The organism is Deltaproteobacteria bacterium, assembly GCA_016709225.1.
Lineage (GTDB): Bacteria > Myxococcota_A > Polyangia > Nannocystales > Nannocystaceae > Xiheibacterium > Xiheibacterium phototrophicum.
The window spans coordinates 3,634,848-3,659,992 of the sequence record JADJEE010000012.1 but is presented as its reverse complement, the minus strand read 5'-3'; the positions used below and the strand labels follow the sequence as shown (position 1 = coordinate 3,659,992).

Below are 25,145 nucleotides of genomic sequence, written 5' to 3'. Positions count from 1 at the left end.
CACGTCCAAACGCACCCTCCCGAGACCATGGATCACGCCACCCAAACCGATGACCTGAACTGGCAGCTGCAGGGCGACGAAGTGCTGAGCTTTCGCCATCCTCGGCGGCTGGATCACGGCTGGGGCGAGTCCGCCGAGGGGGCCCGGCTGTTCGTCATCCACTACGGCGAGCTCGAGATCGAGTTCGACGACGAGCGAGACTTCGCGTTCGCGCAGACGCTGGTGCGGCAGCGACAGTTTCGTGCCGGCGATGCGGCGGGCTGGTCGTCGACGAGCGATTCGTCCTGGGAGCGGGTGCGCGGATACCTGGAGGCGTTGGTCCGCGAAGACGTGCTGTGCGTCGGCTCGGAGCCCGCGCGATCGAGCACGCCGCCGAGCGAGGGCAGGCACCACGAGCGGCAGCATCGAGCGCACCCCTGCACGTGGAGCTCGCTCGACGCCACCTGCGAGCAGCTCTCGCTGGAGCTGACGGGCGAGAGCTTCGGCGTCGAGCACATCGAGACGCTCATCGCCGTCAATGACCTGGCGCGCCCGGCCCTCGACGATGCGGGTCGGCAGGTCGGCGAGAACAACGTCGACCCCCAGCTCAGAGTCGAGACGACGACGCAGTGGGCGACTTGCAAGTACCCCGGCAGCCGCCATGCGCACGCATGTCCGATGAACCTCACCGCGCTGCGGAAGGTCAACCGCGACTGGTCCGCCGTCACCGCGACACTGCTCGACCTGCGGGCACGGTTCGTCGCCGCGACGGCGCCGGAGACCACCCGGCTATCGGTGGGCCAGGCCCATCTCTTCGCCATGCTCGCGCTCGCGTGGAGCGGCTACATGATGGTCCGCCGCGATGCTCCGGTGCGCAACGGCGAGCTCCCCTCGGTCGCATCGTCGATCTTCATGCTGGCCGATGGCATCCGGATGACGACCGCGCACATGTTCTATGCCGCGGAGCGCCTTGCAGGGGCCGACGAGATCGTCGACCCGATCGACTTCGTGAAGATCACCGATCGTGAGCAGCTGTTCGTCACGGGGCAGGGTGTGTGCGCCGGTCCGCCGGGCAAGATCGAGGAGTTCGTGCGGCTGGTGCTCGACGGCGGAGTGCCGGAGGCGCCGTCACAGCTCGAGCCGCTCACGGGTGACGTCGGCCGCTACCTCGCGTATGCCGCAGCGGCGACTCGCGTGGCGCTGGTGGGACGCGCGCTGGTGCACGAGACCAGTCGGCGCCGAGAGCTGCTCGACCACGAACTCGCGACACTCGATCCCCTTCACCCGCTCGTGATGGGCCTGCGGCGGGCCCTCGGGTCCGGGGCACCGCTGCGCGGATGGTCGATCACGCCCGATCGACAGCATGCCTTCGAGCGTGCCCTCGTCGCACTGTTCGACACCGCAGGCCGCCTGCAGCCGAGCGGGCCGACCGACGATCCGCCAGCGCTGGCCTCGCTCTGGCAACCGTCGGTGGCACACGAGGCGGCGTCCCTCGAGCAGCGCCTCGGCCGTGAGTGCAGCGCCTGGGACTCGCTGCCCGCGAGGTTTCGCGCCCTGGCCGCTCGCTTGCTCGCGGAGCACCTCGCGGTGTGCGACCACGCAGCGAGCTTGTTCGGTCGCCTGCAGAGCGACGTCAATCGCGTGCTCGGGCGGACCCCTTTCGACGTCATCGTCGACGATCGGCTCCTGCGCGCGTTCTTCCGCGTCCATGGCCGTCCGCCCGACCTCGCCGCGGTGTTCCAAGCGGCGCTCGGCGTCACCGTCAGAACCGCTCCCGCCCGACAATGAACGAGACCGAACGAAGGGAAACAAGGATGACCGACTACAATTCACTCGCCGAGCTGCTGTCACCGGTTTCGATCGACAGCTTCGTGACCCAGCACTTCTCCACCCGGCCGCTCTACGTCAAGGGTCACCCCGATCGCTTCGCGGGGCTCTTCGACCGCGCCGACTTCGACCGCATCGCAAGCACCGGTCGCGTCAGGGTTCGCTGTCTCTTTCGCGACGACCAAGAGCGGATCATCCGCGAGACCGGCGAACGACCCACGATCACACTTGCGCCGGACGACATCCCCTCGGCTCGCAGTGCGGGTGCGACGGTGTTCATCACCGGTCTGCAGCGCGAGCACGGACCGGTCGCGAAGGTCACGGCCATGCTCAAGCAGAGCCTCGGCTTCACCGGCACCGTGCGCGCGACGGCGTGGAACTCTGCCGCCCGCGCTGGCATCGCACCGCACTTCGATGCCGGCGCGAGCTTCATCTTCCAGGTCGAAGGTCGCAAGGTGTGGCGGCTCTCGAAGCGTCCCGCCCTGCCGTTTCCTCGCACCTGCGGCCTACAGATGTCCGACGGCGAGGTCGTCTTCGAGGCACCGGCCGGCGCCAGCGCTGCCATCGAACCCTGGGAAGAGCACCCCGAGCCCTTCGACGAGAAGGACGCGATCGAGGTCGTGCTCGAGCCCGGCGACCTGCTCTACGTTCCGTTCGGGACCTGGCACAGCACGCGCGCAGACGACGACGGCCCCTCGCTGTCGGTCAACGTTCACCTCGAGCCGATCGACGTCGGCGAGCTCCTGTTCGGCGCCCTGCGTGCAAAGCTCCGCGAGCGTCCTTCGTGGCGGGGCACGTTCGCCGCGGAGTGCGGGGCCGACATGCCACCGACGGTGTTGCAGTGGTTCCGCGCGCGCCTGGCCGAGCTGCCGGCCGAGCTCGAAGCGCTGAGCAAGTCGACCGAGATGCTGGAACGGGCGTGGAAGATGCGCGTGGCCGAGTTCGAAGGCCGCTCACCCCGACCGACCGGCGACGTCAACGCGGTCCGCAGGGTGCGGTTGTCGTCCGAACGGCCGGTGACGGCCGCGATCGAGACCGACGGTGGCACCGCGCGCTCGGTGACCTTCTGGTGCGGGAGCGACGAGATCGTGTTCGATGAGGCAGAGCTACTGGACGCCGCGAGTCGCCTTGCTCGTCGCGAGAGTGTCGACGCCGAGGAGCTCACCCGAGAGGCGGTCGCGGTGCTGCTCGAGCGCGGGCTGGTCGAGGTCGCCTAGGCGCCGCGCCGCTTCACGGACGGCGAGCTTCGACCAACGCCGCGAGGTCGTCGCGGTGACGGTCGACCAGCGAGAACAGCTCCGGCAGCCCCTGCAGCACGAACTCGTCGAACGGGCGCGTGGTCCAGAGCGTCAGGTGCGTCAGCACCCAGCGATCGGCGGGGTCGTGCAGCAGCGCCGCGTTGCCGCGCGCACGGCCGGTGAGCTCGCGCAGCAGGCGGGTGTTGGCGCGCAGCATCGCGTCGAACTCGCGGGCGCTGAGGTCGGTGGCGACCAGCGCGTGCACGCCGAGCGCGAGCACGTCGCGGTAGAACGCCAGCTGGTCGCGCATGATCGCGTAGGCGAGCTCGTCGGTGCCGTCGTCGTCGAGATCGGGCTCGAACGCCCACGAGCGCGCCTCGCTGCCGCCCCACGAGCGCAGCAGCACGACGTCGACGGGTCGCGGCCAGCTCGCGACCTGCCGGACGATCTCGTCGTCGAGGGGCGAGGCCTTGGGTAGCGTCGGCTCGGCACCGCCCAGGCGCGCCCGGCCGACGCGGATGCGCTCGGCCGGGGTCACCACCAATGCGCGCCGCGGTACGCCGAGGACCTCGGTCTCGAAGTCGCTGAACTCGAGCTGCGGCGCCACCTGCAACGTCGATCTTTGCGCGCGCGGGGCTGAGGCGTCAACAGGCGCAGCCGTAGAACGGGACCTGGGGCAGATCCGCGTAGACCGCCATGCCGTCGTCGTCGAGCGTCACGAGCTTGTTGCTGCCGAAGACCTCGAGCGTCACCACCTCGGCACGACCGTCGGCGTCGAGATCGAGCACCGCGATCACGTCGTCGCCGCCGGTGTCGAACCAGCTCTGCGCAGGATTGCCCTCGGCGTCGAAGCCGACCGCGCCCCACGCCGGATCGAAGCCGCCGCAGTAGCCGAACTCCTCGCCATCGGTGACGAACACGTCGAGCTCGGCACCCGAGGTGGGCTCGATCCACCGCACGCCGCGCAGTCGGTCGGCCAGCCGGCGGGTGGTGAAGGCGGGGTCGTCCATGCCGGCGATGTGGGCCGCAAAATCCTTCCCCGCCGCGCGCATGGCGGGATCGCGCTGGAGCAGGCGACGCGCGACCGGCGATGGGAGATCGTCTTCGCCAGCGGCCCGGTACACGCGAGCGGCGGGCAGCTCCGCGTCGCGGGCCCACACTGCATCCTCGCAGTCGCCACCGCCCTCGAGCGGCGCGACCAGGCTGATCCGCGCGTCGTCCCAGATGCTCGCGGCGACGATCGAGTTCGGGGTCTCGCCGAGCTCGACATCGTCCTCGCCGAGGTACCCGACCGAGCCGGTGAGTTCGCCGACCAGCGACGGTGCGCCGATGGTCGCCTCGCACACGCGTCCGCTCGCCGCGTAGACCACGAGCTTGCGACCGAGCTGGCCGCGGAGCTCGTCGGGCAGACGTTCGGGTGCAACGCTGCGCCACACGTTGCCGCCCTCGAAGACGTTGGTGTCGTCGCCGCGGTAGTGCGGGGCGTCGGTGGCCCACGCCTCGAGCACGGTCGTCGACAGCACGACGTGGGGTCCCTCGATGTCGATGACGAACGCGAAGTCCACCGGTGTCGCGGCCGGCACCGAGGGCTCGACCACCTCGGCGACGACCGACGCGCCCTCGACGACGACTGGCGTCGCCACCGGGGCCGCGATCACCACCTGGGTCGCCGTCTGGGCCTCGCAGGCCTCGACCGCCTCGAGGTGCTCGAGGTGCATGTGAACCCCGACGGTCACGGGGACGGCAGCGGCGGCGGCGAGCACGAAGGCTTGGCGGGCGGTGGTCAGGCGCATGGTGGCTGCAGCCACGACGCGCGACGCCAGCGGTTCGATTCCTCCGCCGACAACCCCGCGAAACCGCGCCCCACGAGCCCGGCGCAGGCGGCTACCGGGCGGCCGGCTCGGCGGGCGCAGCCGCGCGCTTGGGGCTGGGCTTGGCATGCCAGACCCGTCGTGCGAGCACGAAGCCGATCAACGCCACGGGCACCATCGTCAGCGGCCACGCCAGCCAGTTCGCCACCACCTTGGCGGCGTCCTTGGTGGGCAGCAGCTGGCCGTAGGTGAATGACATCGCCGCGGTGCCGGCGTACACGAAGCCATCGATGATGCCGACCGCGACGCCGGCGTTGCGGCGACCGCCGAAGTCCATGCTCGCGGTCGCCGTCAGCATGCCGTGCACGCCGATGACGCACATCGACATGAACGCGAACACCGGGCCGAGCAGCGGCGAGTCGAGCACCAGCACCGCGACCACACTGCCGACCACCATGAAGCCGTAGAGCACCGCGCTGACCGGCCCGCGCCGCGACTGGAACAGCTGGTCCGAGAGCACGCCCGCGAACACACCGCCCAAGATCCCCGCACAGCACGAGACCATGCCCCAGTGCGCGTACACGAAGCCATCGGTGTTGCCCGTGGCCTCGACGAACGCGCGGTACCACTGCAGGATCGCTTGCCGCAGGAAGCCGGTACAGAACTCGATCGCTGCGATGGTCATGATGACCGGGTGCCGCAGCATCTGTGCGAACACGGTCGTGACCGGCAGCCGCGGGCCATCGTCACACGACGACGCATCGGCGGTGTCGGACTCCTCGAAGCCCGCCTGCGAGGGGGTGTCGCGCACCCACGCCGTGGTGATCACCGCCAGCACCGACAGCAGGACAGCCGGCGCGAAGAACACCCACTCGAGCGCGATGCCGTCGACGATGAGCTTGCCGACGTCGAGCGCGAGGTAGAGCCCCAGCGCGATGAGGATGCCGAAGATCGCACCGAAGGTGCCGCGCTCGCGCACGTGGAACCACGGCGCGTTGATCTTGACGATCGCGACCGCGCCGAAGCTCTGGAAGTACATGTTGAGCGCGTACACGAACGTGAACGAGGTCGCGATACCGCCCTCGGGCTGCATCCACGTGATGATGCCGAGCACGATGTTGGCGAAGATCGAGCCCCACGCGCCGAGCAGCAGCGATCGCTTGCCGCCGATGCGGTCGGTGAGCGGGCCGTTGATGACGAAGGCGACGCCGTAGACCGCCGTGCCGACCCCGAAGATGGTCGCGAAGTCGGGGTTGTCCATGAGCGGCGCGCCGTCGCTGCCGATCATCTTGGAGAACACGCTCTTGGCGACCGTGAGGTTGTAGCGGCCCATGTACAGCAGCGCGTACAGCAGGCCCACCGGCACCCAGTTGCGCAGCCGTCGGGCGCGGAACGCCGCGCTGTGGCCGACCTCGATCTTCGGCAGGCGGCGCACCACCAATGCGATCGCACCGACCAGCACAGCGATCGAGATCGACTCCTCGAGCACCTTGTGCATGACTGCTGCTCCGTCGTTCCTGCTAGGCCGAGGCCGCGACGATTGTCACGAGGTCGCCGACCTGATCCACGGCGGCATCGATCGCACCGTCGGCGCGGGTGTCGAGCACCCAGCGCGGCGTGTGGCCGTGTCGCCGCAACACCAGCCGACGCGGCGCGCCGGCGTCACCCGCACTGCGCATCACGTGCGGCAGTGCGAGGTCGAGCGAGAACACGTCGCCGATCACGAGGTCCGGACGCTCGTCGGCGATCACGGCGCGGTAGCGCGGACGATCGACGAAGATGGATCGACCGCCGACCGAGATGCTCGCGTCGGTCTCGCCGAGGAACCATTTGCCCGCCGACCCACGCACGCGCACGGTCGCGCCGCGGCTGTCGGGGGCGAGGTCCTCGGCCGCGGTCACGCCGGCGGCGGCGAAGAACGCGATGAGCTTCTCGCTGGCAGAATTCGACACCACCACCACCTCGGCGCCCGCGGCGTGGAGTGCCGCCAGCATCTCGCCGGCGGCCGGCACGATGCACGGCGGGTGCTCCTCGCGGAAGCGGGCCGAGCCGCCGTGGAAGCAGTGCTCACCGAACGCGGCCAGGCTGGCGAACCCGTGCGCGAGCACGCCGTCGCGGTAGTGGGTCGCCACCGCCCCCGCGTCGGACTCGATGAAACGACAGATCGCCGAGCACTGGCACAGCGGATCTTCGTCGACGTAGGCCGAGATGCGGCCATCGGGGGCCCAGCCGTGCGCGGCGGGGTCGGCCGAGACCTCGCGCAGCATGGCGTCGTAGTCGGCCGTCGCGGTCGCGAGGTCGCGCCCACCCGCCTGGGCGAGCGCGGCGATCGCAAAGCGACGCACGGCTTCGGCCTCGAGGTGCTGATCGGTCCACACGCCGTCGAAATCGGACAGGATCTTCATGCGCGCGCCCACGAACTTCGGGCGGAGGGTACCACCGATGTTGCCGGGCGCGGTGGGCCCATGCGATGGTCGGTGCGTGATCGATCCTGCGCACGTCGGGGTGCGTCCCTTCGCCCTCGGTGACGGTGCGGTCACGCTGCGCGTGCTCGACCAGCGGCGATTGCCGCGCGAAGAGCTGTGGCTGGAGCTCGACGACGTCGAGGGTGTCGCGCAGGCCATCGAGACCCTCGCGGTGCGCGGGGCCCCGGCGATCGGCTGCGTCGCGGCGCTCGGGCTCGCGGTGGCATCGCGCGGATTCCCCGACGATCCGCAGGGCTTCCGCAGCGCGGTCGCGGCCGCCGATGCCCGCCTCGCACGTACGCGACCGACCGCGGTGAACCTGTTCGTCGCGCTCGCGCAGCTGCGCGAGGTGATGGCGCGATCACCCGAGGCCCGCGCGATCGAGCTCCGCGCCCAGCTGCTCGCGCGGGCCCAGCAACACGTCGACGACGATCTCGACGCGTGCCTGCGCATCGGGGCCCACGGCGCGCCGCTGCTGCCCGCCAGCGGCACGGTCCTCACCCACTGCAACGCGGGCGCACTCGCGACCGCCGGCTACGGCACCGCGCTCGGGGTCATCCGCCGCGCCGTCGCCGACGGCAAGCAGCTGCGCGTGATCGCCGACGAGACCCGGCCGGTACTGCAGGGCGCACGACTCACCGCGTGGGAGCTCTCGCGCGACGGCATCGACGTGACCGTGATCGCCGACAACATGGCCGCAGCGCTGATGGCGAAGGGCCACATCGCCGCCGCAATCGTCGGCGCCGATCGCATCACCCGCAACGGCGACGTCGCCAACAAGATCGGCACCTACGGCGTGGCGGTGCTGTGCCGCCACCACGGCATCCCGTTCTACGTGGCGGCGCCGTGGACCACCATCGATCGCAGCCTGGCGACCGGCGCCGACATCCCCATCGAAGAACGCGATGGTGGCGAGATCCGCTGCCACGGCGGCGTGCCGATGACCCCCGAGGCAATCGCCGTGCACAACCCCGCCTTCGACGTGACGCCAGCGGCCCTGGTGACGCGCATCATCACCGAGCGCGGCGTGTTCGCGCCCGAGGATCTCGCCGAAGCCTGACGGCAGCGGCGCGCCTCGCTATCCGCCGAGCCTGCGCAGCAGCCACTCGGCGCCGCCGCGGTAGCCGACGCGCTGCCACTGGCGCGCGAGCACGGTCGACAACAGCAAGAACGCCGCGATCACCAGCAGCACCACGCCCGCCGGCAATGCCTGCCAGTAGTGCAGCGGCCGCGTGGCCTCGCGGAACAGCGGCACGTGCACGAGCAGGAGGGTGAGCGAGGCGCGGCCGAGCACGACCATCGGGTTGCGCTCGGACAGCGGCGCGCGTTCATCCCATGCCGACACCGCCGCAATCACCAGCAGCACCAATCCGAGCAGCAGCGCGACGATCGTGATCGAGGCCGGGAAGAAGCCCAGATGCACCGCGAACGCGCGGTGCACCCATTCCGGCTCGGACCACGACAGGCCGATGCCGAGCCCGATCGCGCCGATGGCCAGCGACACCGCGCCCATCGTCGCGATCGCGCGGAACCGTCGCTCGGCGATCCAGCGCCCTGCGACCATGCCGACCAAGAACGGCGCCAGCCAGGGCAGGATCGGGAACTGGCTCTCGGCGAGCGCAAGTCGCAGCGCACCGCCCGGCCGGCCGGTGTTGCGCATGTAGGGATTGTCGACCTGGAACGGCATGTCGAGCCAGCCCTGCACCGCGATCGCAGCGATCGCGACCACGATCGCGGTGCCCAACAGCGCGCGATCCCCCAGCCGACGCCACAGCGGCGCGGTCGCCATCGCGAAGCCCATCAAGTGCAGCACGAACCACGAGCCCCACGAGAACCAGCTCGGCGTCATCCACGACAGGAGATAGCCGAGCCCGAGCAACACCAGCCCGCGGCGCACCAACACCGCGTCGACGCCTTCGCGTCGCGCCCGCGCCAACAAGGCCGTGCCGACCCCCGCCAGCGTGATGAACATCGGCGCCGCGCCGCCGCCCAACGCGTTGAACGCCACCAGCGGCCACGCGCTGCCGAGCGGCCGGCCGCGCGCGATGCCCTGCCACAGCCACACGCCCACGTGCTGCTCGATCATGAGGAACACCGCGATCCCGCGCAGTGCATCGAGACCACACATGCGCGCGGAGCCGGCCATCAGCGGTCGCACTGTAGCAGCCTGGGCGCGGCGCCAAGCATTGCGCTCCGCCCCACCCCCGCAGGTGATGGTTTCGCGTCCACCAATGCGCGAGGATGCCCCGTCAGCGCCATGCGCACCATCTTCCACGTCGACATGGACGCGTTCTTCGCGTCGGTCGAGATCCGCGACGACCCGAGCCTGCGCGGCAAGCCGGTGCTGGTCGGTGGCGTGGGCCGGCGCGGGGTCGTGGCGGCGGCGAGCTACGAGGCACGGCGCTTCGGCTGCCGCTCGGCGCAGCCGATGACGGTCGCGCTGCGCATGTGCCCGCACGCGGTCGTGCTGCCGGGCCGGCACGAGGCGTATGCGGAGGCGTCGGACCGCGTGTTCGAGATCTTCGATCGCTTCTCGCCACTGGTCGAGGGGCTCTCGATCGACGAGGCGTTCCTCGACATGACGGGCACCGAGCGTCTACTCGGGCCGCCGCGGGTGGCCGCGGAGGCGCTGCGCAAGGCGGTGCGCGACGAGACCGGTGGGCTGACCTGCACGGTCGGGATCTCGAGCGTGAAGTTCGTGGCGAAGATCGCCAGCGGCTGCAACAAGCCCGACGGCCTCACCGAGATCGAACCCGGTCGCGAGCGCGAGTTCTTGGCGCCGCTGGCGATCGACGCGCTGTGGGGCGTTGGGCCCAAGTCAGCCGAGCTCCTGCGCGCCCACGGCATCGAGACCATCGGCGATCTCGCCGGCCTGGGTGCGACACGGCTACGCGACTGGTTCGGCGCCCACGGCCTGCACCTGCACCAGCTGGCCCACGCCGAGGATCCCCGCGAGGTGGTCCCGTGGCGCGGCCGCAAGCAGATCAGCCACGAAGACACCTACGCCCTCGACGTCGTCGGGCGCGACGCGCTGCGCCGCAAGCTGCTCGGCCAGGCCACACGCGTGGCCGATCGCGTGGTGGCCAAGTCGCAGCTGGCCCGGCGCGTGGCGATCAAGATCCGCGACAACACCTTCCGCACCGAGTCGCGGCAGTGCACCCTGGCCGAACCCAGCGACGACGCGCGGGTGTTCTATCGCGCAGCATGCGAGCTGCTCGACGCGGTGGACCTCGACGGCCGCGCCTTTCGGCTCACCGGTGTCGGCGTCAGCGAGCTGGTGCCGCGCACGCAGGCCACCGCGCAGCTCGAGCTCGCGCTGGAGGCCCCCGACCCCAAGCGTGAGCCCGGCCGCCTGCAGGGCGTGCTCAGTGCGGTGCGCCACCGCTTCGGGCACCAGGCGCTGTTCCCCGCCGACGCCGGGCCGGAGGTCCGCGAGGGCTCCGCCGGCGGCATGTCCGACACCCGCGACGACGAGCCGCGACGACGCTAGTACCTCGACACAGGGATTGTGATGGGTCAGAACGCCGTTACTAGCGCTGTCCTCACGGCGGCGGGTAGCAATCGGCGTCCCGGGTCCTGGCGCGACGCTGCCAGGCCGGACGCACCGCCGTCCGCCAGCGCGGTGCCGCCTCGAGCACGAGCGTCTCCTGCTCGCGCGTCACCACGAAGCGCAGCTGCGCGTCGGTGACCTGGACGCCATCGAGTCGATCGCCCTCGTGCACGCCGGCCTGCGCAGCCGCACCATCGGCCGCGACGAAGGGAATCGGCCGACCGCCCGCGTCGGTGGTGAACGCCATGACGAGGCCGAGCTCGGGGTTCTTGTCACGGGTCCGGCCGGCGACCGCACACCGCCCCAGTGCGCGAGCATCGTAGCTCGGGATCTTCGGATGCACGGCCGCACGCGTGAGCGCGCGCGCAGGCGGAGCACCGAGCACGTCGGCGGTGAGCGCCCGCCACAGCGAGAGCGCACTGGCCGGCTCGCCCTCGTGCGCCCGACGCTGGAACCGGAGCTGCGCGGGGATCACATCGGATTGCTGCTGCGCCCGCAGTCGCCACGCGACCATGGCGGTCTGCAGGCTGAGCTCGGCGGCCCACGCCGCGACGTCGCGGGCGTCGATGGCCCCCGTCATCGCGGGGACGTTCGGCCGCGCCGCGATGATGGCCTCGGCGCGATCGAGATCCTCGACGTACTGATCGGGATCGATGAGCCCGAGCGCGTACGTGACCTCGCGCGCGATGCCACGGGCGAGGCCCTCGAGCAGCGCCAGGTCGAGCACGTCGTCGCGATCGCGGTGCGGCAGCTCGCGGGCGAGCAGGCCCAGCAGCCACGTTCGTGCGAGCGTCGAGCCGACCTCGAGGTGCTCGGGCGCGCCCCAGCTGGCGCCGCCGTCGATCACGACCCGCAGGCCGATCGGCGTCGGCGCGCCGTGGGGCTCGACCGTCGGCTGCTGCGGCGGCGCGATGACGACCTCGGTCACCCAGGTGCCCTCCGGATGGCTGCCGAACTGCTCCTCGAGCTTGGTGCGCAGCACCGCGATCTGGCTGGCGATCACGCGTGCGTCGAAGCTGGTCTCGCCGTAGTAGATCACCCGCTCGGGCCCGAACTCGCCGTCGAAGTCGGCGAACGAGACCCGCCCGCAGCCGACGCGCGTGGTCGCCGGGTCCGCGCGCACGCGCAGGCCCGGCCGCACGGTGGTGGCTGCGAGATCGACGAGCCAAGGCTTCGGGCACACCTCACTGGGCTCGATCGTCACCGAGCGCGCCGGCGCGTCGGCCTGATCGTGCTGTCCGCCGTCGCCCAGCACGTCCGCGAGCGTCACGACGACGCCATCGGAGTCGCCCCATGCCTCGGTCGCAGCGGCGCTGCCGGGTGCTCCCGGCCCCTGCAGCGGCCTTCGCTGCTCACCGCCACCGCCTCGCGCGACCAACAGCGGTCGGTCCTCGTCACGCTCGAACCGCAGCACCCACGCGGCGCCGCCGCGCGGCGGCTCCGGGATCGCGGCCGCAACCATCGTCGACGAGGGCGTCGGTGCGATGCTCGGCGTCGGTGCGACGCCGCGGGACGCACAGGCACACAGCATCACGGCGGACAGGAGCGTGGCGAGCCGCATGGTCGCGGGTTGCTCGCCGCGCGCGGCGTCGTTGTTCCCGGCAATCCATCGCCCGATGCAGCAACGCCCGCGGGGTCGGGGGACCACCGCGGGCGTGCGAGCCATTCGAAGCCGTCGTCGACTAGCGACCGGGACGACCACCGCGGCGATCGCCATGGCGATCGTCGCGTCCACCGCGATCGCGATCGCGACCGCCTCCGCCGCCGCCGCCGAAGCGACCGCCGCCACCGCCGCCACGACCACCACCGCCACCGCCGGAGCGCTCGCGCTGCTCGGCCGCGTTGACGCGGATCTTGCGGGAATCGAGGGTTGCACCGTCCATCTCCGCGATCGCACGGGCGGCCGAATCATCGCTCGAGTACGTCACGAAGCCGAAGCCACGCGAACGACCGGTGTCACGATCGGTGATCACCTTGGCGTCGGTCACCTCGCCGAACGGCGAGAACGCATCCAGCAGGTCCTGGTCGGTGGTGTTCCAGCTCAGCCCGCCCACAAAAAGCTTGTTGTTCACTTGCAGTCGTCTTTCTCGATCGGCCAAGTCCCGCCCCCTCGGGCGGCTGCGACGGGCCGACCAAACACGAGTAACGCGACTCCTGGCCAGCACGCCAGCGCGAAATGCGGGCAGCGCCAAACCGAAGCCGCGCGGGGGGCTGGGCCGCAAACTCGCGGGCGCGCACGCCACGGGCCGAGGGGCCGGCAGCCAGACCCCCTCACGAAGGAGGGGGTCGGCCATGGGGGGCCCCCCGGCCGCGTCGCTCCCCGAGCGCCTCCTCGCCGCTAGCCGTGCTTCTTGGCGTTGGCGATGTGGATCGCCTCGCCGATGGCGTGCTTGGCCGCCTCCATCACCGCCTCGCCCAGGGTCGGGTGGGGATGGATGGTCAGGCTGATGTCGGGCACGTAGGCGCCCATCTCGATCGCGAGCGCGGCCTCGGAGATGAGGTCGCTGGCCTCGGGTCCGACGATGTGCACGCCGAGCACGCGCTCGTCGTCGGCGTCGGCGATGACCTTCACGAAGCCCTTGGTCTCGTCGATCGCCATCGCGCGGCCCGACACCGAGAACGGGAACTTGCCCTCGGTGACCTTGTGGCCCTTGGCCTCGGCCTCGCTGCGGCTCAGGCCCGCCGACGCGATCTCGGGGTCGGTGAAGACCACCGCGGGAATCGTGCGCACGTCGTTGACGCGCTTCTTGCCGGCGATGATCTCCGCGATGAGCTCGCCCTCGTGCGAGGCCTTGTGCGCGAGCATCGGCTGGCCGACCACGTCGCCGGCGGCATAGATGCCGGGCACGTTGGTCTGCATGCGCTCGTCGACGACGACGAAGCCCTTGTTGTCGAGCTTCACGCCCGACTTCTCGATCGCGAGGCCGGCGGTGATCGGCTTGCGGCCGACCGACACCAGCACGACGTCGGCCGGGATCTCGCGGGTCTGACCGTTGGTCTCGACCTTGACCAGCGCCTTGCCGCCCTCTTCGCGCCAGCCGATGGCCTTGGTGCCGGTGAGGATCTCGCCGCCGTCGGCCTTGATCTGCTTGGCGACCGGATCGCCGAGGTCCTTGTCCATCGTGGCGAGGATGCGATCGAGGCCCTCGATGACGGTGAGCTTGGTGCCGAGCCGCTGGAAGGTCTGCCCCAGCTCGAGCCCGATGTAGCCACCGCCGATGACGATCATGTCGCCGGGGATGTGGTCGAGGTCGAGCGCGCCGGTGCTGTCGACGATGCGCTTCTGATCGATCGCGAAGCCAGGGATGACGATCGGCAGCGAGCCGGTCGCGATGACGATGTGCTCGGCCTCGACGATGTCCTCGGGCTTGCCGTCGGCGTAGGTGAGCTTGACGCGCTTGGGCCCGAGGAACTCCGCGGTGGCCTGGCGGTACTCGCAGCCGTTGCCCTTGACCAGGCTCTGCACGCCGCTGGTGAGCTTCTTGACGATGCCGGCCTTCCACGACTGCATCTGCTTCATGTCGATGGTGGGCTTGGCGAAGGTCACGCCCATGTTGGCGGCGTGCTGGGCCTTGTGCGCGAGCTTGGTCGCGCTGATGAGCGCCTTGGAGGGGATGCAACCGACGTTGAGGCAGACCCCGCCGGGGTTGGCCTTCTCGACGAGCATCGCGTCGACGCCGAGCTGACCGAGGCGGATGGCGCAGGGGTAGCCGCCGGTGCCGGCACCGATGACGAGGGCAGTCTTCTTGATCGTGGCCATGGATTCTCTGTTGCGGCGAGCGCGGGAAAGCGGGCCAGATGCCCGAGGCTAGATGCCCGAGAGCAGCAGCAAGGTCGGGTCCTCGAGATAGCGGCGGACCTCCTGCAGGAAGTTCGCGCCCTCGAAGCCGTCGACCACGCGGTGATCGAGCGACACGGAGAGGTTCATCATGTGGCCCACGCGGATGTTGTCGTCGTCGTCGACGACCGGCACCTTGCGGATCGCGTGGACCCCGAGGATTCCGACCTCGGGGTAGTTGAGGATCGGCGTCGCGAGCACGCCACCGATGGCGCCGAGGCTGGTGATGGTGAAGGTCGAGCCGGTGAGCTCCTCGCGCGAGGCCTTGCCGGTGCGCGCGGCCTCGGAGACCCGCGCGATCTCGCTGGCGATGTCGAGCAGGCTGAGCCGGTCGGCGTCGTGGACGACCGGCACCATCAGGCCCTGATCGGTCGCGGTCGCGATGCCGATGCTGTAGCGCTTCTTCAGCACGATCCGACCGCCGGGCTCGTCGAGCTCGGCATTCACGATGGGGTACTTGCGCAGGGCTCGCAGCACCGCCTTCACGATGAAGGGCAGATACGACAGCTGCACGCCCTCGGCGGCGGCGGCCTTCTTGGCCTGCTCGCGCACCGCGACCAGCTTGGTGACGTCGATCTGCTCGACGTACGTGTAGTGCACCGCGGTCGTGTACGACTTGACGAGGCCGTCGGCGATGCGCCGACGCATGCCACGAAACGGCATCGACTCGTCGGGCTGCGGCTCACCGCCACGCATGGCTCGCGCAACCGGGGCCGGCGCAGCGACGGCGGCCGGCACCTGGGTCGGCATGCTCGACGGGCGCGCCTCGATCCGCTCGGGCTCGCTGCGCGGCGGCTCGCTACGCGGCGGCTCGCTGCGCGCAGCGGCCGGCTCCACCGCGCGCCCCTCGTAGGAGCCGCGGGCCAGCTCGACGTGGGCCTTGGTGATGCGACCGCGATCGCCAGCGATGCTCGACAGGTCGATGCCCGACTCGCGGGCCAGCGCGCGCGCGGCCGGGGTCGCGAGCACCTTGCCGCGGGCCTCGTCGACCGGCGCTGGGCCACCGACGTGGATCGAGCCCGAGGCCGACGCGGGTGGAGCCGGCGGGCGCGCGCCGTTGCTGCCACCGGCGGCGGCGGACGTCGCCGCGCTGCCGAGGATTGCGATCACCGAGCCGACCGGGGCGATCACGCCTTCGTCGGACACGATGCGCTCGAGCACGGCGTCGGTCGGCGACGGGATCTCGACCGTGGCCTTGTCGGTCATCACCTCGACCAGCGGCTCGTTGGCGGCGACCGCCTCGCCGGGCTTCTTGAGCCAGCGGACGATCTCGCCTTCGACGACACCTTCACCGATCGCGGGCAGCTTGAATTCGGGCATGACGGAGGTCTTTCGCGGGGCGGGTCAGGGGCTTGCGAGCGTCTGCAGGGCCGCGCCCACGCGCTCGATCGACGGAATCGCCAGCAGCTCGCGCGTGCCGGACAGCACGCCCTCGTCGCCGCACACGCGGAGGATCGGGGCGTCGAGATAGTGGATCGCTCGATCGGCGAACGTCGCCGCCAGCTCGGCCCCCGCGCCGTGATGGCGCGGACCCGCGTGCACGATCGCGATGCGCCCGGCGTCGCGGGCGGCCTCGACGAGGGTGTCGAGCGCGAGCGGCTGCAGCGTGCCGATGTCGATCACGCGGGCATCGATCTCGGCGGCATCACAGGCCGCGAGCGACACGTCGACGCACTCGCCCCACGTGAAGACGACCACGCGCTGCGCGTCGTGGGTACCGTCACGGACCACCGCGGGCGCACCAAACGGGCGCGACAGCGGCGACGCGGCCTCGTCGTCGAGCACGGTCGCGAGCAGCATGCGCGGCACCAACAGCACCGTCGGCTCCTCGCCGGCCTCGAAGTCTGCGGCCGCCTGCAGCATCGCGACCGCCTCGTGGGCGCGTCCGACCACCACCACGCGCAGGCCGGCGGTGTGCAGCAGCGCGGTCTCGGGGGCATCGAGCGCGTCGGCGCCGGTGCCGAAGCCGGGCCCGCACGGCGCGACGAACAGCACCGGGGCCGCACGCTCGCCGTTGGATCGCAGCGCGCCCAGGGCCAGCTCGCGCAGGCCCGCGAGGCCCTCGAGCAGGGGCGCGACGCCGCCGAGCAGCACGATGGGCCGCAGGCCCGCGAGCGCGAGGCCACCGGCGTGGGCAGCCGCGGTCGCGGGCAGCAGCGGCAGACTGAGCAAGCGCGGCCGCAGCTCGGGGTCATCGGCGCAGCGCCGCGAGAGTCCCAGCATGCCGCCGGTGGTGACGTCCTCACCGAGCAGCACGCGGCGGGTATCGTCGCGCAGGGCGTCGGCCAGGGTGGTTGCGAGGGCCTCCATCACGTTCACGCGACACCTCCGCGAACCGCCGCGAACGCGCGATCGAGGTTGCCGCGCACCTCGGCCTCGGCGACGTCCTGGAACATGCTGGTCCACTGCCCGCTGGCGTCGAGGTAGCGCCGCAGTCGCTCGACGGGATCGCGGTGCGCCGGCGGGTCGTGCAGCAGCTGCGTGACCACGACCTCGACGAACGCAGGGCCCCGCCGGTCGCGGGCGCGCGCCGCAGCCTGGGCGATCGCGGTGTGCACCGCCAGCGGATCGGCGCCGTCGACCCGACGATCCCACACGCCGCAGGCCCGCACGCGCTCGGCCACGCTGTCGCCGAGCACCCCGGCCTCGGCCGGTGCGCCGCCGGGCCACAGCTGCGAGCGGCACACGATCACCAGCGGCAGATCGCAGGCGGCCGCGACCGCGAGCGTCTCGTGGAAGACGCCGGTGGTGGTGCTGCCCTCGCCGATGAGCGCGAAGGTGATGCCACCGTCGCCGGCGAGCTTCTGACCGTGGGCCTGTCCGGCCGCGATGGCGAGATGCATCGCGAGCGCGTCGCACGGCGCCGCGATGCGCAGGGACGCCGACGCCACGCGACCGATCACACCCGTACCCTCGCCGGTCATCACCTGTCGCGCGAGCTCGTCGAACGGCATCCCGCGCACCAGTGCGACCGCGACGTCGCGAAGGCCGGGGTAGATCCAGTCCTCCTCGCGGGCATTCATGGCGGTGGCGCACAGTGGCGCCTCCTCGCCGGCGGCCGACGCGAACATCGGCAGGCCACTGCGACCGAGTCGCACGTCGAGGCAACGCGCCGCGACCAAGGCCTTGTAGTAGATGCGCAGGTCGAGGCCGGCCGGGAGTGCTCCCTCGGCCACACGCCCCTGTGCATCGAGCACTGTCGTCGCGCCTTCGGGATCCCAGGGAGTCGGTTCCATGGATGCTGACTCGCACCTCGTCGACACGCACCCTCCGCGAGCAACGTGCAGGCGACGGCGACTTTGGGTGCCTTCTTAGCCCCCGGCCGCGTGCAGCGTCAAGGCGCGCTAGGCCCTGCGGCGGGGCCCTCCCCTGTTGCCGCCCTCGGGCTCTGGCCGGTCCATGCGGGTCGCGCACGCGAGCGCCCGGCATGGGCGCCGCGCCCGAGACGAGGTCGGGTTCGGGCCGGTTTGGCCCGCGCCCATGCGCGTGCTAGATCTGAGCGCGAGGAGCTTTGCTCACGTTCGCGTCGTTGCTCGCAGCCATGACGATCGCCGGAGCGTTCTGGGTCGGTGTGCTCGCGGCACGGCGACTGCGCGACTGGGGCGAGGGCCGTCGCGCGATCGAAGACGGCCACACGCCGCTGATGCTCACGGCGACCGCCGGCTCGGCCCCCGACGACGCGCGCACCCGGAAGATCCGGGCCCTGGTCGCCGACCGGCTGCGGCATGATCGCAACCGCCCCGTGACCGCACCGAACCCCCGCGTCCACAGCGACCGCGCCGGTGGCCCCGCCGAGCCGGTCGACCTCGAGCTCACGACCCTGCGCCAGGGCGACGTGGTCGCGATCGAGAGCGGCGACACCAGCATCGACGGCGACTACATCGTCGAGGGCACCGTGTTGCTGCGCGAGGGCGGACTGACGACGGTGGTCGCCATCCTGCAAGACGCCTCGCGCACCGCGTGGCTGGTCGGCGCCGCCGGTGCCAGCGAGTGGTACCTGGTGCAGCCGCAGGGTGGCCACGGCCTCTCGGGCGAGCCGCCGCGCAACATCACCCGCGATCGAGGCACCTACGCGCTGCAGCGACGCGGCCAGGCCAGCGCCGCCTGTACCGGCAACCATGGCCGTCCCGAGCTGCCGCGCGTGGCCACGTATCTCTACTCCGGCGGCAGCCGCGATGTGCTGTGGCTCGAGCGCTGGGATCACGAGATCCTGCTCGCCGAGGGCAAGTCGGTCGACGCCGCAAACGTCGGCTTCCTGCCCGGCAGCTGAGCGCCGCCACGCAGTCGACCGCTCGCCTTGCACACCACGAAAACGAGGGGAGCAACGCGAGCGCTGCTCCCCTCCCTCGCGTCACATTGCGGCGCGCGCGATCAGTTCGACACGCGAACGTTGTCGACCAACAGCAGGAAGTCGTCGTTCGAGGTGTTTCGGAACGCGACGTAGATCGGCATGCCCGCGTAGGCACTGAGATCGACCGCGCGCGCCGTGAAGGCGCCGAGCTCGGCGTCGACCGTGAGCAGCACGTCGGTGAAATCGGCGGTGTCGGTCGACATCGTCGACACGCGGACCTCGTAGCCGTCCGGGAAGTCCTGATCGGGCGCCGTCGCCAGCCAACGCAGCTGGCTGGTCGCCGACGGGGTCACCTGCGGGGTGATGAGCCAGTCGTCCGACATACCGGCCGGCGTGTACCACGAGGTGCTGTACGCGGCGAAGTTCATGCCCGCCTGCAGCTCGTCGGTGACCGTCCACGCGGCGTCGATGAAGTTGACCATCGCGTTCACGGTGTTGCCGTCGACGTCGGTGACGGTCCACTCGGCCGGCAGCGCGCCACCCTCGAAGTCCTCCTCGAGCATGTAGCTGAGCTCGGTCCAGTGGCAGTACGAGTCGTCGACGCACTCCATCAGGTCGGGGCAGGTCTGGCCGCCCGAGCAATCGAGGTAGCAGGTGTCCGCGCCGCCGCCGAGGTCACCGCATGCCACCGGCGCGTCGCCGGTCGCGGGCGCAGCCGGGCAGTCGGTCGGCGCGGTGCAGGGCGCCGAGCACACGCCACCGGTCGCGTCGTCGAGGCAGGTCTCCTCGCCCACGCACACCAGCATCGCGTCTTCGTTCTGGCAGTCGCCGTAGCCCGGCACCGGCTCCTGCACGACCGGCCACGCGCACAGCCCGAAATCTTCGATGCAGACCATGCCGTCCGGGCAGGTCTCGCCGCCGGAGCAGTCGAGGATGCACTCGTTGTTCATGTCGCCGGTGATGTCGACGCAGGCCGGCGGCGCGTCACCGCTGGGCGCCGGCGGGCAATCGCCGACCGCCATGCACGGCGGGTTGCAGCCACCGAAGGTCGGATCGGCCGGGTTGTCCGAGATGCAGATGCCGCCCTCGCACTGCGCACCGCCGTCGTTCACACAGTCGCCGTACGGCGGCACGCCGGCCGGCTCGTCGCCCCAGAAGCAGATCGCGCCCATGAAGCAGAACATGCCGTCGGGGCACGCACCGCCGCCGCTGCACGAGATGGCGCACTCGAGCGCGTCGTCGCCGAGGAAGTTGAAACAGTCGACCTGCTCCTCGAAGCCGGCCGGCGGCGCGGGGCAATCGCACTTCTCGGTGCAGCCGCCGAAGTAGCACACGCCCACGGTCGCATCGGCCGGGTCATCGACCACGCAGCCGCCGTTGGCGGCACCGCACACGGTATTGCCGCCCTCGACGCAGTTGGCGTACTCGCCCTCGCCCCACTCTGCGCAGCCCACCGGCGTGCCGATGCAGATGCACTCGAGGCAGCTCTGCCCGGGCAGACAGTCGTCATCGACGGCACACTCGCCCATGCAGCCGCCGTCGCTGCTGGAGCTGTCGGCGACCGTCGTCGCCGTCATGGTGGTGTCGGTGGTGGTCGCGGTGGTCGAGACCGTGTCGGTGTCGGTCGCGGACGCCGAGTCGTCGGTGGTCGAGCCACTCGAGTCGCCAGTGGTCGCTGTTCCGCCGCCACCGTTGCAGGCGAGCAGCGCCGCAATGCTGGTCAGTGCAAGGCCTAGGGAAGATCGGGTCCGCATCATCGGCCGATGGTAGGCCAGAGCACCGGTCGCTGTCACGCCTTGGCGCGCACTCGACCGGCGCTGTGGCGCGTCAGCCACGGCACGAGCTCGGCCACCGTGAAGGGCTTGATGAGCATCGCATCGATCGAGCGACACTCGCCGATCGCGGTGCCCGCGTTGCCGGTCACCAGCAACACCGGGCACTCGAGCCCAGCGGCGCGCACCCGCTCGGCGAGCTGCACGCCGGTCATGCCCGGCATCTCGAAATCCGTCACGATGCCCAGCGGCGCTCCGCCTTCGCAGATCGCCGCCCACGCCGCGCGTGGGTCGGCAAATCCGATCACATCGAGCCCGGCCCGACGCGCCGCGACCTCGAGCACCCGACGGACACTGTCGTCGTCGTCGACGATGAGCCAGCGCCCGCGGGTGCGGACCGCGGGCGCCGCCACCGGGCCCTCGGCGCCGAGCCGCATGTGGACCCCGATCGCCGCGGTCGGCCGCCCCGCGTCGTCGCGAGCGACGATGCGCCCGCGATCCAGCACCACGTGCCAGCGACCGTCGGCGCCCTTGAGCCGGACCCGTGCCTCGTAGTGGTCGACGCGGTCCTCCACGAGCGCGTCGACCGCCTCGCGCACCGGCGCGAGGTCTTCGGGGTGCACGAGCTTCCCCCACGCCGACAGCGCGTCGTCGATTTCTCCGCCCCGGTACCCGAGCATGCGCGCGCAGCCGGGGCTGTACGAAATTCGGTGGGTCCGCAGGTCCCACTGCCAGATGCCGATCTCGGCCAGCTCGAGCGCCGCGCGGCTCTCGTCGAGCGCGTGTTGCAGCGACGCGGCCCGGGCGTCGTCCGCCAGCGCGCGCGCGTTGGTGCGTGCACACGCCTGCCACACGAGCCACGCCGACGCGATCGACAACACCGAGCCCGCAGCCCCGATCACACCGGCGATCCGCGGCGCCCCCATTGCGAAGGCCGCGGCGCACATGAGTGCCACGAGCGCGACCGCGACGACCATGCCGCGGACCCGCGAGAACGCGAGCAGCTCACCCACCCTCCCAGCGTACAGCGCAGGCGGTCAGCGCGGCGTCTCGCTGCGCGTGAGTTTGGTCGAGCCCGGCGGCGCGAATCTGCATCCGCCGAGCCGGCCGCCTGCGGCGATGCGACGCAGTCGCCACCTGTGCGGGTCAGTTCGCGCTGACCTTCGAGCCCGACACCTTGACGTCGCCGTCGGCCTTCACGGCGATCTTGCCGGAGCCCTGCACGGTGACGTCCTTGCCCTTGAGCACGATCGTGCCGTCCTTCTTCATGGTGAGCGAGGCGTCGCCACACTTGAGCACGACCTCGTCGGTGAGCTCGATCGAGCCCTTCTTGTCGCCCTTGATTCCGAAGTCGTCGCCGGCGTTGATGGCCATCTTCTTGCCGGACTTCATCCCCACGTCGGTGTCACCGACCAGCTGCAGCTCCTTCTGCGCCTTGACCATGATGTTGCGCGCGCACTGCAGCTTGCCGCTCAAGCCCGCCGTGAAGCTCATGGCCCCGACCGCGGTGATGCTACGCGACGCACCGACCTGCTCGCTGTAGAGCCCGCCGACCTTGACCGACTTCTTCAAGCCCACGAACTCGTCGGAGGCCAGGGTGACGTTCAGCTTCGCGGTCTTCGAGATCGCCGTGGTGCGCTTGCCGCTGATGGTCTCGCTGACGTCCTGCGTGACCTTGACGGACTGGTTCTTGGTCACCGAGAGCTTCATGTTGCCCTCGATGGTCTCGGTGTGATCGCCACCGACCTCGATGGTCTTGTTCTTGGTGATCGCGTCTTTGAGGTTGGCGTGGATCGTGATGGTGCGATCGACCCCGACGTCGAGGGTCTGGTTGTTGAGCACGACCGTGTTCATGTCCTTCTGTGCGTGCACGAAGAACTCTTCCGAGCCGCTGGCGTCCTCGAAGCGGATCTCGTTGAAGCCATCACCGCCGACCGAGTGGCTCTTGATCGCGCTCTTGGTCTTCTCGCCCGGCATGCCGTACGGATAGGCGTTGTCGCCGTTGTAGACGCAACCGTTGACCAGCGGGCGGTCGGGGTTGCCACCGAGGAACTCGACCACGACCTCCATGCCGAGGCGAGGGATGAACTGGAAGCCCCAGCCGGAGCCGGCCCAGTTCTGGCGCACGCGGACCCAACACGACGAGGTCTCGTCGTGCTTGGCGTCTTCTTCCCAGTGGAACTGCACCTTGATGCGACCGTGCTCGTCGACGTGGATTTCTTCGCTGCCGACCACGGTCGCGGTCTCCGGCCCGTAGGCGCGCGGCTTGGGTCGCTGCCGCAGCGGTCGTAGGGTCGCGGCCATCGGCACGCAGCTGAAGGTGTTCATGTAGCGCTGGCGGTTGTCGACCGGACGATCACGGTTGCTGTGCAGCACCTCGGGGCACGAGCCGCGGTGCTCGACCCGCGTGATCACGTACTTGCCCTCGAGGTCGGCCCGCTGGTGACGCTCGAGCTCGAACACCGACCCGGGCAGGAACGTGATGACGTTGCCCGAGCCACGCGCGACCTTGCCGGCCACGGTCATGGCGTCGCGGTGCTCGGTCGCCCGGTCGACGCCGTCGTCCTCGATGAAGCGGCGCTGGTCGTGGCGATAGACCCGGCGGATGCGGCCGCGCTCGTCCTCGCCGGTGGCCTCGCTGAAGAGCGGAGCCGACGGCGCCTTCCAGTCGAAGTCCATGTGCTTGGTCGCGGTCGAGGTGGTCAGCCGCCGCCAGTCGAGCCCGACCAGCGACTCGACGTCGTGCAGGTCGTTGGTGACCGGCACGATCGGCACCAGCGAGCTGCCGTCGACGTTGGCGATGTCGGGGTAGTCGGCATTCTCGTAGGCGAAGGTCAGCACCTCGTGGCCCTTCGCGTCGTCGTGCACGAAGTGGTAGCTGATGCCCTCCTCCTCGAGCAGCCGCGCCACGAAGTCGAAATCGGACTCGCGGTACTGCACGCAGTAGTCGCGCACCGCGGTGCCGCGGCTCGAGCCGCCGGGATCGCTGGTGCGACCGTAGACCCCGAGCCCGTCGCCCAGCACCGCGGCCACGATGTCGAGCACGCTCATGTCCTGGAAGATGCGCGAGCGGACCTCGTGGGCCATCAACGCGAACGCCGGCACCACGCGGATGTTGACCAACAGCTGCTCGTCGGAGGCGCCGAGGTAGTCCACGCGATCGCAGATGCCGTAGACGAAGCGGGTGCGCTCCCCGCGGGTGATCTCGACGGTGCACGCAGCACCGAGGAACTCGTCGGTGGCGGCCTCGACGTCGCTGGTCACCAGCTCGAGCATGAGCTCGAAGGGGGTATCGAGCGCCTCGACCAAGTGCATGCGGTGGACGTCGAACTCCGCCGACGGGCCGTCATCGCTGCTGAAGAGGTAACGAACGCTCTCGATCGGTTCTTGGCTCATGACGCTTCCCCGCAGCTTGGTCTGTCGCGAGGATAGCACCGCGGCTCAGCCGGCGGGTGTGCCCGCGTGGGCGAGCGCGAACCCGGTCATGTCGCTGTAGGTGTACGGGAAGTTCAGGCCGGTCACGCTCTCGAACTCGCCGGTGTCGGGGTCGAGTCGGTAGGCGGCGTTCGACCAGTGCGAAGGCGACCAGACGTAGCCCTCGAAGTCGATGCTGATGCCGCGGCCGTAGCCGGTGTCCGGATTGCCATCGATGACCGGCATCGGGTACTGCGCGACCAGCTCCATCGACTCGACGTCGATCGCCGTGATCGCGTAGCCGGCGACCCACATGATGCCGTTGGCGTCCTGCATGCAGCCGGCACCGCCGTAGCCGGGCTCGCCGGCGCCGATGGTCCACAGCTCGGTGGTCGGATCGAAGCGCGCGACCTGGGCGTTGCACGTCCACGGTCGTCCCATCGCGTCGACCGTCATGCCATAGCCGACCGTCGGCATCGGCCACGCGTCGGCCACGAGGTCGGATAGCCGCACCCGCACGAGGTGGCCGACGTCGAGCTGACTGGCCCAGAAGTTCCCCTCGCCGTCGACGGCGCCGCCGTAGAGGCCGAACTCGTTGGAGCCATTGGGCACGTCGGGCAGCGGCACGGTGTCGAGCACCACCCCGGTCTCACCGTCGACCAGCAAGACCTCGATGCTGTTGGCGACGTTGGCGGTGGCGCCCGCGGTCCACACCAGTGTGTCCTTCCACGTGCACGTGGTCTCGTCGAGCGTGCCCGAGGTCCACGCCACCGGACGCTGCGAGGTGTACGGCATCGGCGTGTACCACTCGACGCAGCCGTCCTGCCACGGCTTGACGTCGAGCGCGCCGCTCGAGGTGTTGCTGGCATCGAGGCAGTCCTCGCTGCGCGCGCGGATCATCGTGAGACCGCCGTTGCGGTTGGCGATCGCGACGTCGCCGTTGCGGTTGACCGAGGTGCG

General features: G+C 70.7%; 19 protein-coding genes. 5 read left to right on the top strand and 14 right to left on the bottom strand.

Annotated features, from left to right (window positions below; genetic code table 11):
• Positions 1 to 27: 27 nt before the first annotated feature.
• Complete coding sequence (locus tag IPH07_40165) at positions 28 to 1,767, top strand: hypothetical protein (GenBank protein MBK6923669.1); 1,740 nt, start codon at positions 28 to 30, stop codon at positions 1,765 to 1,767.
• The gene (locus IPH07_40160) at positions 1,764 to 3,023 is read left to right on the top strand and encodes a cupin-like domain-containing protein (protein ID MBK6923668.1); all 1,260 of its coding nucleotides are present in this window, start codon (positions 1,764 to 1,766) and stop codon (positions 3,021 to 3,023) included. Before IPH07_40165 ends, IPH07_40160 begins: the two co-directional genes overlap by 4 nt.
• A gap of 13 nt (positions 3,024 to 3,036) precedes the next feature.
• On the opposite strand, the gene IPH07_40155 is transcribed toward IPH07_40160, so the two are convergent.
• The 4 genes from IPH07_40155 to IPH07_40140 all read right to left on the bottom strand — a co-directional run bounded on the left by IPH07_40155 (position 3,037) and on the right by IPH07_40140 (position 7,260).
• Positions 3,037 to 3,651 (bottom strand): hypothetical protein, encoded by a 615-nt coding sequence (locus IPH07_40155; GenBank protein MBK6923667.1) that lies wholly within the window; start codon positions 3,649 to 3,651, stop codon positions 3,037 to 3,039.
• Positions 3,652 to 3,688: 37 nt separating this feature from the next.
• Positions 3,689 to 4,837, bottom strand: a complete 1,149-nt coding sequence (locus IPH07_40150) for a hypothetical protein (GenBank protein ID MBK6923666.1) — start codon at positions 4,835 to 4,837, stop codon at positions 3,689 to 3,691.
• A gap of 91 nt (positions 4,838 to 4,928) precedes the next feature.
• Positions 4,929 to 6,353 (bottom strand): MFS transporter, encoded by a 1,425-nt coding sequence (locus IPH07_40145; GenBank protein ID MBK6923665.1) that lies wholly within the window; start codon positions 6,351 to 6,353, stop codon positions 4,929 to 4,931.
• Positions 6,354 to 6,375: 22 nt separating this feature from the next.
• Positions 6,376 to 7,260 (bottom strand): hypothetical protein, encoded by an 885-nt coding sequence (locus tag IPH07_40140; GenBank protein ID MBK6923664.1) that lies wholly within the window; start codon positions 7,258 to 7,260, stop codon positions 6,376 to 6,378.
• A 37-nt stretch (positions 7,261 to 7,297) separates the two neighbouring features.
• On the opposite strand from IPH07_40140, the gene mtnA reads away from it, so the two are divergent.
• Entirely contained in the window at positions 7,298 to 8,380 is a 1,083-nt protein-coding gene (gene mtnA, locus IPH07_40135) for an S-methyl-5-thioribose-1-phosphate isomerase (protein ID MBK6923663.1), read from the top strand.
• Positions 8,381 to 8,398: 18 nt separating this feature from the next.
• Here mtnA and IPH07_40130 read toward each other — a convergent pair whose 3' ends face one another.
• A complete protein-coding gene (locus tag IPH07_40130; GenBank protein MBK6923662.1) occupies positions 8,399 to 9,466 on the bottom strand; it encodes a DUF418 domain-containing transporter in 1,068 nt (355 codons plus the stop codon).
• A gap of 111 nt (positions 9,467 to 9,577) precedes the next feature.
• Between IPH07_40130 and dinB the strand changes: the two genes are divergently transcribed.
• A complete protein-coding gene (dinB, locus tag IPH07_40125; protein ID MBK6923661.1) occupies positions 9,578 to 10,810 on the top strand; it encodes a DNA polymerase IV in 1,233 nt (410 codons plus the stop codon).
• Positions 10,811 to 10,862: 52 nt separating this feature from the next.
• On the opposite strand, the gene IPH07_40120 is transcribed toward dinB, so the two are convergent.
• From IPH07_40120 to IPH07_40095, 6 genes are all read right to left on the bottom strand, one after another.
• Positions 10,863 to 12,431, bottom strand: a complete 1,569-nt coding sequence (locus IPH07_40120) for a hypothetical protein (GenBank protein ID MBK6923660.1) — start codon at positions 12,429 to 12,431, stop codon at positions 10,863 to 10,865.
• Between the two features lie 121 nt (positions 12,432 to 12,552).
• Positions 12,553 to 12,942 carry an RNA-binding protein gene (locus IPH07_40115; protein MBK6923659.1) on the bottom strand — a complete coding sequence of 130 codons (390 nt, stop codon included), beginning with the start codon at positions 12,940 to 12,942 and terminating at the stop codon, positions 12,553 to 12,555.
• Positions 12,943 to 13,208: 266 nt separating this feature from the next.
• On the bottom strand, positions 13,209 to 14,630 hold the full coding sequence (gene lpdA, locus IPH07_40110; GenBank protein MBK6923658.1) for a dihydrolipoyl dehydrogenase: 1,422 nt from the start codon (positions 14,628 to 14,630) through the stop codon (positions 13,209 to 13,211).
• Positions 14,631 to 14,678: 48 nt separating this feature from the next.
• The gene (locus IPH07_40105) at positions 14,679 to 16,028 is read right to left on the bottom strand and encodes a 2-oxo acid dehydrogenase subunit E2 (GenBank protein MBK6923657.1); all 1,350 of its coding nucleotides are present in this window, start codon (positions 16,026 to 16,028) and stop codon (positions 14,679 to 14,681) included.
• A 24-nt stretch (positions 16,029 to 16,052) separates the two neighbouring features.
• A complete protein-coding gene (locus IPH07_40100) occupies positions 16,053 to 17,027 on the bottom strand; it encodes a hypothetical protein (protein MBK6923656.1) in 975 nt (324 codons plus the stop codon).
• Positions 17,024 to 17,944, bottom strand: a complete 921-nt coding sequence (locus tag IPH07_40095; GenBank protein ID MBK6923655.1) for a hypothetical protein — start codon at positions 17,942 to 17,944, stop codon at positions 17,024 to 17,026. The genes IPH07_40100 and IPH07_40095 overlap by 4 nt, the downstream gene beginning before the upstream one ends.
• A 305-nt stretch (positions 17,945 to 18,249) precedes the next feature.
• Here IPH07_40095 and IPH07_40090 point away from each other — a divergent pair, with 305 nt between their 5' ends.
• Entirely contained in the window at positions 18,250 to 18,978 is a 729-nt protein-coding gene (locus IPH07_40090) for a DUF4178 domain-containing protein (GenBank protein MBK6923654.1), read from the top strand.
• Positions 18,979 to 19,079: 101 nt separating this feature from the next.
• Here the strand turns inward: IPH07_40090 and IPH07_40085 are convergent, their stop codons facing one another.
• From IPH07_40085 to tssI, 3 genes are all read right to left on the bottom strand, one after another.
• On the bottom strand, positions 19,080 to 20,756 hold the full coding sequence (locus IPH07_40085) for a choice-of-anchor J domain-containing protein (protein ID MBK6923653.1): 1,677 nt from the start codon (positions 20,754 to 20,756) through the stop codon (positions 19,080 to 19,082).
• Positions 20,757 to 20,788: 32 nt separating this feature from the next.
• Positions 20,789 to 21,784: a PAS domain-containing protein gene (locus tag IPH07_40080; protein ID MBK6923652.1), complete on the bottom strand. Its 996-nt coding sequence runs from the start codon at positions 21,782 to 21,784 to the stop codon at positions 20,789 to 20,791.
• Between the two features lie 133 nt (positions 21,785 to 21,917).
• Positions 21,918 to 24,167: a type VI secretion system tip protein VgrG gene (gene tssI, locus IPH07_40075; protein ID MBK6923651.1), complete on the bottom strand. Its 2,250-nt coding sequence runs from the start codon at positions 24,165 to 24,167 to the stop codon at positions 21,918 to 21,920.
• Positions 24,168 to 25,145 lie beyond the last annotated feature (978 nt).